10 protein-coding genes are annotated in these 10,530 nt (G+C 41.9%); 7 read left to right on the top strand and 3 right to left on the bottom strand.

Going from position 1 to position 10,530, the window contains the following annotated elements:
* Positions 1 to 206 precede the first annotated feature (206 nt).
* Together gshA and luxS are read left to right on the top strand one after the other, a co-directional pair.
* Positions 207 to 1,766: a glutamate--cysteine ligase gene (gene gshA, locus FE392_RS18530; protein ID WP_319931638.1), complete on the top strand. Its 1,560-nt coding sequence runs from the start codon at positions 207 to 209 to the stop codon at positions 1,764 to 1,766.
* Between the two features lie 163 nt (positions 1,767 to 1,929).
* Positions 1,930 to 2,445 carry an S-ribosylhomocysteine lyase gene (gene luxS, locus FE392_RS18525; protein WP_319931637.1) on the top strand — a complete coding sequence of 172 codons (516 nt, stop codon included), beginning with the start codon at positions 1,930 to 1,932 and terminating at the stop codon, positions 2,443 to 2,445.
* A 238-nt stretch (positions 2,446 to 2,683) separates the two neighbouring features.
* On the opposite strand, the gene FE392_RS18520 is transcribed toward luxS, so the two are convergent.
* Complete coding sequence (locus FE392_RS18520; protein WP_319931636.1) at positions 2,684 to 3,979, bottom strand: HlyC/CorC family transporter; 1,296 nt, start codon at positions 3,977 to 3,979, stop codon at positions 2,684 to 2,686.
* Between the two features lie 56 nt (positions 3,980 to 4,035).
* Positions 4,036 to 4,827 carry a cytochrome C assembly family protein gene (locus FE392_RS18515; protein ID WP_319931635.1) on the bottom strand — a complete coding sequence of 264 codons (792 nt, stop codon included), beginning with the start codon at positions 4,825 to 4,827 and terminating at the stop codon, positions 4,036 to 4,038.
* Between the two features lie 234 nt (positions 4,828 to 5,061).
* Here FE392_RS18515 and ffh point away from each other — a divergent pair, with 234 nt between their 5' ends.
* From ffh to rplS, 5 genes are all read left to right on the top strand, one after another.
* Positions 5,062 to 6,423, top strand: a complete 1,362-nt coding sequence (ffh, locus tag FE392_RS18510) for a signal recognition particle protein (protein WP_092511480.1) — start codon at positions 5,062 to 5,064, stop codon at positions 6,421 to 6,423.
* A gap of 137 nt (positions 6,424 to 6,560) precedes the next feature.
* Entirely contained in the window at positions 6,561 to 6,809 is a 249-nt protein-coding gene (rpsP, locus tag FE392_RS18505; RefSeq protein ID WP_273551333.1) for a 30S ribosomal protein S16, read from the top strand.
* Between the two features lie 18 nt (positions 6,810 to 6,827).
* Positions 6,828 to 7,376 (top strand): ribosome maturation factor RimM, encoded by a 549-nt coding sequence (rimM, locus tag FE392_RS18500; RefSeq protein ID WP_319931634.1) that lies wholly within the window; start codon positions 6,828 to 6,830, stop codon positions 7,374 to 7,376.
* 37 nt (positions 7,377 to 7,413) lie between these two features.
* Positions 7,414 to 8,166 carry a tRNA (guanosine(37)-N1)-methyltransferase TrmD gene (gene trmD, locus FE392_RS18495; RefSeq protein WP_319931633.1) on the top strand — a complete coding sequence of 251 codons (753 nt, stop codon included), beginning with the start codon at positions 7,414 to 7,416 and terminating at the stop codon, positions 8,164 to 8,166.
* 64 nt (positions 8,167 to 8,230) lie between these two features.
* Positions 8,231 to 8,584, top strand: a complete 354-nt coding sequence (gene rplS / locus FE392_RS18490; RefSeq protein WP_092511474.1) for a 50S ribosomal protein L19 — start codon at positions 8,231 to 8,233, stop codon at positions 8,582 to 8,584.
* A 169-nt stretch (positions 8,585 to 8,753) separates the two neighbouring features.
* Here the strand turns inward: rplS and FE392_RS18485 are convergent, their stop codons facing one another.
* Positions 8,754 to 10,097 carry an anaerobic C4-dicarboxylate transporter gene (locus FE392_RS18485; protein ID WP_319931632.1) on the bottom strand — a complete coding sequence of 448 codons (1,344 nt, stop codon included), beginning with the start codon at positions 10,095 to 10,097 and terminating at the stop codon, positions 8,754 to 8,756.
* Positions 10,098 to 10,530: the final 433 nt, after the last annotated feature.

Here is a 10,530-nt window from a genome sequence, read left to right as displayed (position 1 = left end):
TCCTCCCGGATGCACCATATTAAGCCCCTGATTCTCTGAGTCAGGGGTTTTTTATTTCTTCTTATTCATTACATTTCTTTTATTATTGTTCGATTATAATTTAATCGATGATGCATAGACATCTTTATGTAATCAGCGACAACTTAGTCTGTTTAATATAAAGTAATCTCTTAGTAATAATCTTTTAAACTCCAAGGGAGGTCAAATTGATCCCGGATGTATCAAAAGCATTGTCATGGTTAGAGGCAAACCCTACGGTATTAAAAGGTATTTGCCGAGGTATTGAACGTGAAACTTTGCGTGTTACTCCAGACGGTCATTTAGCTAAGACTAAGCATCCAAAATCACTTGGTGCTTCTTTAACGCATAAATGGATTACAACTGATTTTGCTGAATCTCTATTGGAGTTTATTACCCCTGTTGATAGCAACATAAATAGAACTGTTGATTTCCTTAAAGATTTACACCGTTACACTGCGCGAAATCTGGATAATGAAAAAATGTGGCCTTTAAGCATGCCATGTTTTATTGATAAAGAAGAAAATATTACTCTGGCCCAATATGGCACATCCAACGTGGGACGTTTTAAGACCCTGTATCGTGAAGGGCTAAAAAACCGTTACGGTGCCTTAATGCAGACGATTTCTGGAGTGCATTATAATTTTTCGTTGCCAATAAGCTTCTGGCAAGCTCGGTTAGGTATTAAAGATGCCGAAACCGGGAAAGAACAGATTTCGGATGCTTATTTTCGCCTGATCCGAAATTATTACCGTTTTGGATGGGTTATCCCTTATTTATTCGGCGCATCACCAGCGATTTGTTCTTCATTCTTAAGTGGGCGAAATACCACGTTATCTTTTGAAGAAACTGAAAAAGGGACGTGTTATCTGCCTTATGCGACGTCATTAAGAATGAGTGACTTGGGGTATACCAACAAATCGCAAAGTGAACTCAATATTACCTTCAATAATCTCCACACGTATGTAGCAGGCTTGAAGAAGGCCATTCATAAGCCGTCTGTAGATTTTGCATCTATTGGTGTGAAGAAAGAAGGTAAATATCTACAGCTGAATACTAATGTTCTCCAGATAGAAAATGAGTTGTACGCTCCAATACGCCCGAAACGCGTGACGAAAGAAGGGGAGTCACCTTCCGACGCCTTGTTGAGAGGCGGCATTGAATACATTGAAGTGCGTTCGTTGGATATTAATCCCTTCAGCGCCATTGGAGTTGATGAAACTCAGATTCGTTTTCTTGACCTATTCTTGATATGGTGTGTCTTGGCAGATGCTCCAGAAATGGGAAATGAAGAACTTGATTGTTGTCGTCAAAATTGGAATAAGGTGATTTTGGAAGGGCGTAAACCCGATCTACATATTGCTATTGGCGATGGTGATGAGCAGAAACCGCTTAAATTCGTTGGGCAGCAGCTATTTGCAGATCTAGAGCGTGTTGCAGAAGTCTTGGATACTTGTTCAGGAACACAATATCAATCAGTCTGTAAGGAGTTGGTATCCATGCTTGAAGATCCATCCTTAACGTTTTCCGGGCGCGTGTTGGATAAGATGAAAGAGCAGGGAATAGTTGGTTTTGGATTGGAACTGTCAAACAAATACCATAATGAATTGATTGAAGAGCCTTATTCAATTTTAGATGAAGAAAGTTTCTCCAATGAACGCGATGCTTCTGTATCTCTGCAACATCATATTGAGCAGCAGGACAGCATGAGTTTTGATGAGTATCTGAAACTTCATGCAGGGCGTTAAAAAAAGAAAATGGCCACCAGTGGTGGCCGAATAAAATATCTTAGAGAATAGGGATGATAACAATTTTGCGCGTCTTCATATCTTATGACCAGCCGCAAATGAAAAGGTTTCATTTATCTGAAAAATACTCGTAAAAAAATCTGATGCCTCAGGAGGTAATATTATGCCTTTATTGGACAGTTTTACAGTTGACCATACACGTATGGCTGCGCCAGCTGTTAGAGTTGCTAAGACGATGGATACACCTCATGGTGATACCATTACAGTATTTGATTTACGTTTTTGTGTCCCTAATAAAGCAGTAATGCCTGAGAAAGGCATTCACACGCTTGAACATCTTTTTGCAGGTTTTATGCGTAACCATTTGAATGGTGATGGTGTTGAAATTATCGACATCTCACCAATGGGTTGCCGCACCGGTTTTTATATGAGCCTGATTGGTGCTCCTGCGGAAGCCAGAGTGGCTGAAGCGTGGAAAGCTGCAATGGCAGACGTACTGAAAGTTGAAAACCAAAACCAGATCCCAGAGTTGAATATTTATCAGTGTGGCACTTATGAAATGCACTCACTGAAAGAAGCCCAAGGCATTGCTCAGGGCATTCTGGACGCTGGTGTTCGTGTCAACTATAACGATGAGTTGGCACTGCCTGAAGAAAAGCTTGTTGAGCTTCAGGTGTAGTTCATTAAGCGCGATAACCGCCGTAAGCGCCTCCCTGAGATAGAGAGGATGTAAGGCACAAAATCCGACAGGCCCTGTATATTGACTTGTATAATCGCCTTTTTCGTTTAACTCATACGCTAACAAAAAATGGCGATTATACAAAATCATAAACAGGGCCTTGTTTATGATTTTGTATAAGGAAGTATCTGTAAAAATCTATCCGAATTGATTTTATCTTTACTGATTAGTCTTCTGATTAATCATCGTTTTTTTCACTTTTGCCCGGATTTTGGCTGATCTGTGTTACTCGGACTTGTTTAATGACATTGTCGTGTACTGCAAGAACCTCAAAATTATATCCATTAATCTGAACTTGAGCGTGCAACTCCGGGATTTCACCTAACTCCTCCAGAACCATTCCGTTCATTGTTCTTGGGCCATCTTCGGGTAGTGCCCAATCAAAGGCTTTATTCAGTTCACGGATATTAGCTGTACCATCAACCAACACTGTACCGTCACTTTGAGGAAGTACTTCTTCCGCCAAAGTCGGGGACATGGATGTCGTAAAATCACCGACAATTTCTTCTAAAATATCTTCAACTGTCACAAGCCCTTGGATATCACCATATTCGTCAACGATCAGCCCCACTTTTTGCTTATTGCGTTGGAAGTTGATGAGCTGGGTATTTAATGGGGTACTGACCGGAATAAAATAAATTTTATCCGCAGCTTTGATCAGGTTCCTTTTCGTAAACTCTTTTTTCTCCATCATTAATCGATAGGCTTCACGTACCCGCAACATCCCGATCGCGTCATCAAGAGAGTCACGATAAAGTACAATTCTTCCATGTGGGGAATGTGTTAGCTGCCTGATAACGGATTTCCAATCAGCATTAATGTCAATGCCAACAATCTCATTACGGGGCACCATAATGTCGCCGACAGTGACTTTTTCGAGATCGAGTATTGAAATCAGCATGTCTTGGTTACGGCGTGATAAATGCGTGTTTGATTCATTTACGATCGTACGTAACTCATCTTTACTGACCGAATCATTGCGAATATTTGAGGTTTGAATGCCCAGGCAACGCATGAGCAACAAGCTAATCCTGTTAAATGCCCACACAAGGGGTAGCATGATTTTTTCTAGTGGTCTCAGCAGGAAGCTGCTTGGGAATGCTACTTTTTCAGGATAAAGCGCTGCAATCGTCTTTGGCATTACTTCAGAGAAAATAAGGATCACGAAAGTTAATATGCCTGTCGCAATAGCAACTCCCATGTCGCCATAAAGGCGCATACCAACAATAGTCGCGAGCGAAGAAGCCAAGATATTGACGAGATTGTTACCTATCAGAATAAGGCTGATAAGCCGATCTGGGTGGCGTAGCAGAGACTCTACCCTTCGCGCAGGTGTGCTTCCTTGTTTAGCTAAATGGCGTAAGCGATAGCGGTTAATTGTCATCATGCTGGTTTCTGAGGCCGAAAAATAGGCCGAAACGATTACCATGACAACAAGAATTATAATGAGTGTGCCTGTTGAGACGTGCTCCAAAACAGAGTTCCTTCCTAATATTTATACGAACTGGCTACAATGGTTTGTTAACTTCATTAATAAATCAAGACTTCCTGCAATAGCCTGCTACCGAAAAACGCGAGAGTCAGAATAAACGCGCCAATCAAATTGAACCAAATAACGCGCTTGCCGCGCCAACCTTCATGATAATGTCCCCAAAGCAAAATGACGTAGACAAACCAGGCGATGATAGATAATACAGATTTATGAATATTTTCTTTACTAAAAATATCATCCATATACATGATGCCTGTACATAAGGTCAATGTTAGTAAAATTACACCAACTTGGGTAATGTGGAACATTTTTCGTTCAATTACCATCAATGGCGGTATTCCGGAAGTAAAGGTGAGTTTTTTCTTTTTAAGCCGATAATCCAACCAGCCTAGCTGTAACGCATAAAGGGCCGCGATAAGTAAAGTTGCATATCCAAGCAATGCCAGCCCAATATGAATGAATAGCTCAATACTGGCTTCAAGATGGGTAATAAATTCACCCGGCATCATGCTGGCTAATATCAAATTTATCATGGCAAAACTGTAAACTATGGGCAGAAAAAACCATGCCCTGCCACGAAAAGCAACGATTGTCATAATGATGGACATCAATAAGCTGACAATTGAACCTAAATTCAATAAGGTGAGATTTTGCCCGCTGCTGACATGAAATACTTGATACTTCAGTGCAATTGCATGGGCAATTAGCGCTAATGTTGCGAAAAAAAGCGCCAGCTTTTGATAATTGTTTTGTTGGCGAGATAAACCCGGCACGATGAGCGTCAGGCTAATGAGATAAGCAAGTAAAGCAATGATTGAAAATACCAGCATAACGTTTATCGTTTTCGCAATAGTGTGTACCCTCTATTTCTCAAGCCGTAGCACTTTGAAATCTTTTGGGTATGGATTGAACTTAAAATTTAAGTATACCGTTAGCTGGGGTAGCCTCCAACCGTTGTTAATCATAGTTGGGAATCTCTTTGCAGAGATCAAGCAATCATCGTGTTATAATTCGTAAAATTTGCCTTACAGGTAGACCCACTTGTAGATATCTGAGCTGAGACAATGTTTGATAATTTAACTGACAGACTATCGCGCACTCTGCGCAATATCAGTGGTCGAGGACGGCTGACTGAAGATAATATTAAAGATACGCTGCGCGAAGTTCGTATGGCTTTGCTCGAAGCAGACGTTGCCTTGCCTGTTGTACGTGATTTTATTTCACGAATCAAAGAGAGTGCAGTGGGGCATGAGGTTAACAAAAGCCTGACCCCGGGGCAGGAATTTGTAAAAATCGTTCAGAATGAATTGGTTAAGGAAATGGGAGAGGTTAACAGTGAGCTGAATCTCTCTGCTCAGCCTCCTGCCGTTGTTCTGATGGCAGGTTTGCAAGGTGCCGGTAAAACAACCAGCGTTGCCAAATTAGGCAAACTGCTAAAAGAAAAGAATAAGAAAAAAGTTTTGGTTGTTTCTGCTGACGTTTATCGTCCGGCGGCAATTAAGCAACTTGAAACTTTGGCTGAAACAGTTGGGATTGATTTCTTCCCTTCTGATCCACAGGAAAAACCCGTTGATATCGTCAACAAGGCTATCCAACACGCTAAATTGAAATTCTATGATGTGCTGTTAGTCGATACCGCAGGCCGCCTGCATGTTGATGAAGCCATGATGGATGAAATCAAAGCCGTTCACGCTGCCATCAAGCCTGTTGAAACGCTGTTTGTTGTCGATGCGATGACAGGTCAAGATGCGGCAAATACCGCAAAAGCCTTTAATGAAGCATTACCATTAACAGGTATTGTTCTGACAAAAGTGGATGGTGATGCCCGTGGTGGTGCCGCACTCTCCATTCGCCACATTACCGGAAAACCAATTAAATTCCTTGGTGTTGGTGAAAAAACTGATGCGCTGGAACCTTTCTATCCAGATCGTATTGCCTCCCGTATTCTGGGAATGGGAGATATGCTTTCATTAATCGAAGAAATTGAAAGCAAGGTTGACCGTACTCAAGCGGAAAAATTGGCATCAAAACTGAAAAAAGGTGATGGATTTGATCTAAGTGATTTCCTTGATCAGCTAAAACAGATGCGTAACATGGGGGGAATGACCAGCATGTTAAGCAAAATGCCAGGAATGTCACAGATCCCTGATGCGGTCAAATCTCAAATGGACGATAAAGTTTTGGTTAAAATGGAAGCAATTATTAATTCCATGACCCGCAAGGAGCGGGAAAAACCAGAAATTATCAAAGGTTCTCGTAAACGCCGTATTGCTACGGGATCGGGTACGCAAGTTCAGGATGTCAACCGCTTGCTGAAGCAGTTCGATGAAATGCAACGCATGATGAAAAAAATGAAAAAAGGTGGTTTGTCTAAAATGATGCGTGGCATGAAAGGCATGCTTCCACCCGGATTCATGGGGCGGTAATTGACAAAATTACGAAAGAAAATGTTCTTTGGATTGCTTTTTGCGCCAAAGTGAGTAAAATTTTCGGGCTTTTAAATGGACAGCCGGACCCCGTTCCTCGATGGAGTCTGGTTGTTTTGCTAACTAATGAGGATGTTATGGTAACAATTCGTTTAGCTCGTGGCGGCGCAAAAAAGCGTCCGTTCTATCAAGTAGTAGTGACCGATAGCCGCAATGCGCGTGATGGTCGCTTCATCGAGCGTGTTGGTTTCTTCAACCCAATCGCTTCAGGAAATGCAGAAGCTCTGCGTTTAGATCTAGACCGTATCGAACACTGGGTTGGTCTGGGTGCAACTGTGTCTGATCGTGTTGCTGCACTGATCAAAGACGCTAAGAAAGCAGCTTAATCTGTCACGGTGGTAACAATGAGCAAACAATCTGGCCTGAAGCACCCTGTTGAGCCAATCGTATTGGGAAAATTAGGGTCAGCGTATGGCATTCGTGGTTGGCTCAGAGTTTTTTCTTCCACCGAAAATGCCGAAGACATTTTTGAATATCAGCCGTGGTTTATTCAGCGTTCTGGACAATGGCAACACATTGAGCTGGAAACCTGGAAACACCATAACCAAGATATTATCGTCAAAATCAAAGGTATTGATGATCGGGATGCTGCGAATCTATTCACTAATTGCGAAATAGTGGTGGATTCTAATAAATTGCCGGAACTGGAAAGCGGTGATTATTACTGGAAAGACCTGATTGGTTGCCAAGTAATGAATACTGCGGGTTATAGCCTGGGCATCGTGGATGACATGATGGAAACGGGTTCTAACGATGTGATGGTAATCAAAGCAAATCTGAAAGATGCATTCGGTATCAAGGAACGGTTGGTTCCGTTTCTTGATGGGCAGGTTATCAAGAAAGTCGATCTCGCTACCAAAACTATTGAGGTAGATTGGGATCCTGGTTTTTAATCTCCGGTAAAAACGGTTTAAATGAGTGGGACGCAGTATGTGGATTGGGGTTATTAGCCTGTTTCCTGAAATGTTCCGCGCAATAACCGATTACGGGGTAACTGGTCGGGCAGTTAAGAATGGCCTGCTCAGTATCGATTGCTGGAGTCCTAGGGATTTTACCTATGACAGGCATCGTACTGTCGACGACCGTCCTTATGGCGGTGGTCCAGGCATGCTGATGATGGTGCAACCTTTACGGGAAGCCATCCACGCAGCCAAAGCTTCGGCGGGTGATGGCGTAAAAGTGATTTACCTTTCACCTCAAGGGCGCAAACTCGATCAACAGGGAGTTTGTGAACTGGCGGCAAATGAGAAGTTAATTCTGGTTTGTGGCCGTTATGAAGGTATTGATGAGCGTGTAATCCAAACCGAAATTGACGAAGAATGGTCTATCGGTGATTACGTTCTTAGCGGAGGGGAACTTCCCGCAATGACAATGATAGACTCTATCTCTCGGTTTATTCCCGGAGTTCTAGGGCGTCAGGCGTCAGCGGAAGAGGACTCTTTTGCTGATGGATTGTTGGATTGTCCTCACTATACCCGCCCTGAAATACTGGATGGGATGGAAGTTCCCCCTGTTTTATTATCGGGAAACCATGCCGAAATTAATCGCTGGCGCATGAAACAATCGCTTGGCCGAACTTGGTTACGAAGGCCCGAACTTCTAGAAAGCCTAGCTCTGACTGACGAGCAAAGGATGTTGCTATCTGAGTTCCAAAGTGAATATCACGATCAGGCAACAAATTAATCCAGATATGCCCTGTAAAGGCATGTCTTTGATATGTCAGTTTACCTAGGGTAAGAGAGTTATTATGAGCAACATTATTAAACAACTTGAACAAGAGCAGATGAAGCAAGACGTACCTTCATTCCGTCCGGGTGACACCGTGGAAATTAAGGTATGGGTCGTTGAAGGTTCTAAAAAGCGTCTGCAGACATTCGAGGGCGTGGTTATCGCTATTCGTAACCGCGGTCTGCACTCTGCATTCACTGTTCGTAAGATTTCTAACGGCGAAGGTGTTGAGCGCGTATTCCAGACTCACTCCCCAGTCGTAGACAGCATCAACGTTAAACGTCGTGGTGCTGTTCGCAGAGCTAAACTGTACTACCTGCGTGAGCGTTCTGGTAAAGCGGCTCGTATTAAAGAGCGTTTGAACGCAAAATAATACGCTTTCGCTACATCCGAAAGTTATCGTTAAAGGCCAGCAAATTTGCTGGCCTTTTTATGTTCTTTTTTACACTGCATCAATAAATAACCCGCCATATGAAATCCAACATAGACAGCATTTCAATAAGCGGGCTATTAATTTTCTGATTTTTTTATCTAACTTCTTATTACATTAATGTGTTCGTTAAAATATAACCTACCGCGCAAGCTCCGCTGACACCAATCAGCCCTGGTATGATAAAGCTATGGTTGATGATGAATTTCCCAATTTTTGTTGTGCCTGAACGGTCAAAACCAATACAAGCAAGATCGCTTGGATAAGTCGGCAAAACAAAATATCCATAGGCTGCTGGGAAGAAAGCAATCAAAAGTTTGGGATCGACACCAAGTTGCAATCCCATTGGTGCGATTGCTGTTAAAGCCGCAGCTTGGCTATTAACCAACTTTGATACTAAAAAAAGCACCAGAGCATAAGTCCATGGTTGTGCTTGAACTACGTCTTCCAAGACCAGTTTTAAGTCACCTAAATGTGCGTGGAAGAAGGTATCGCTCATCCATGCCACACCAAAAACAGAAAAAATGGCAACCATGCCGGCTTTGAATACGGCGCCATTAGCAATTTCGTTGGTTTTGACTTTGCATACTATTAACATAATGGAGCCAGCAATGAGCATCATCATCTGGATGACCAGATTCATGGAAAGAGGTTTTAAAGTTCCTTTTGATTCGAAAGCAGGGCGAAGGTCGGTGCATGCACCGAATAAAACCACAACTGCGATTGCAGCAAAGAAAATCCAGGTAGCCCAATAAGCCTGTTTAGGAAATACTTGATCCAATAACGTTTCTGAACAGCCGTAAATGAACTCACGCTGTTTGGGATCTTTGATTTTTTCCTGGAATTCTTCATCCTTATCAAGATCCTTGCCACGATGTAAACTCCATAATGCAGCAAGTATTATTCCTGTCAGTGAAGCTGGTATCGAAACTGCCAAAATTTCCAAGATCCCGTATGATTGGCCGATACCATGGTTGGCTGCAATAATTGATACTAAAGAAACAACGGCAACGGAAACAGGTGAAGCAGTGATTGCCATTTGTGATGCGACAGAGGCAACAGCCATCGGGCGTTCAGGACGAATGCCTTTTTTCAAGGCGATATCACCGATGATTGGGAACATGGTGTATACGACATGCCCTGTGCCACAAAGGAAAGTGAGCGTCCACGTTGTCAAGGGAGCCAGAATAGTTATATGTTGTGGGTGACGACGCAAAAGGCGTTCTGCAAATTGCATCATAATATTGAGCCCACCTGCTGCTTGTAAAACAGATGCACAGCCAATCACAGCAAGAATAGTAAGCATGACATCAACAGGCGGTTTACCGGGCTCTAAACCAAAAATAAATGTCAGTATAAAAAGTCCTATGCCGCTGATCAGCCCTAATCCCATCCCCGCATAACGCGTACCGATCAATAAGCATATAATTATTATGGCAAATTGCAGCGTTATCATATCTGTCCTTAATGAATGATTAAAAATAAATAAAAGCGGTAATACAGCTTTTAGCCTGCATCACATGCGCTTTGTACCCTCCAAATAGCAGTTAATAACCTGCGATTCGAAATCCTTTGGGCTTAGTATTCTCTATAAATATTGTTTTATAGTTTCATAAAAATATTAAAACCACACATTAATATTATTAGAATCTGGTTTTAAAAATGAGAGTTGGATCTTGTTTTTTACTATATGATTTTTAAAATAAATATATGAATGTAGCGCGTTGGAGCTGATGGTTAATGAAATATTTCCATTGTGGATGAAAGTGTTAACATTTCATGAATAAAACATTATTTTAAATTTTATTTATATGTTATTTAATGGAACTAGATATAAAATTAATTATTAAATTTCATATAGTAGCACTAATAAATCCATTTACTGTAAA

The organism is Xenorhabdus santafensis (assembly GCF_033949405.1).
GTDB lineage: Bacteria > Pseudomonadota > Gammaproteobacteria > Enterobacterales > Enterobacteriaceae > Xenorhabdus > Xenorhabdus santafensis.
Note: the sequence above shows the minus strand (reverse complement) of the source record. Positions and strands in the feature narration are given on the sequence as shown.

Excerpts from the sequence above, each read along its gene's own strand:
- FE392_RS18485 (WP_319931632.1), bottom strand. The coding sequence starts at position 10,097 with ATGATAACGCTGCAATTTGCCATAATAATTATATGCTTATTGATCGGT.
- rimM (WP_319931634.1), top strand. The coding sequence starts at position 6,828 with ATGAGCAAACAATCTGGCCTGAAGCACCCTGTTGAGCCAATCGTATTG.
- rplS (WP_092511474.1), top strand. The coding sequence starts at position 8,231 with ATGAGCAACATTATTAAACAACTTGAACAAGAGCAGATGAAGCAAGAC.
- FE392_RS18515 (WP_319931635.1), bottom strand. The coding sequence starts at position 4,827 with ATGCTGGTATTTTCAATCATTGCTTTACTTGCTTATCTCATTAGCCTG.
- trmD (WP_319931633.1), top strand. The coding sequence starts at position 7,414 with ATGTGGATTGGGGTTATTAGCCTGTTTCCTGAAATGTTCCGCGCAATA.
- luxS (WP_319931637.1), top strand. The coding sequence starts at position 1,930 with ATGCCTTTATTGGACAGTTTTACAGTTGACCATACACGTATGGCTGCG.
- rpsP (WP_273551333.1), top strand. The coding sequence starts at position 6,561 with ATGGTAACAATTCGTTTAGCTCGTGGCGGCGCAAAAAAGCGTCCGTTC.
- ffh (WP_092511480.1), top strand. The coding sequence starts at position 5,062 with ATGTTTGATAATTTAACTGACAGACTATCGCGCACTCTGCGCAATATC.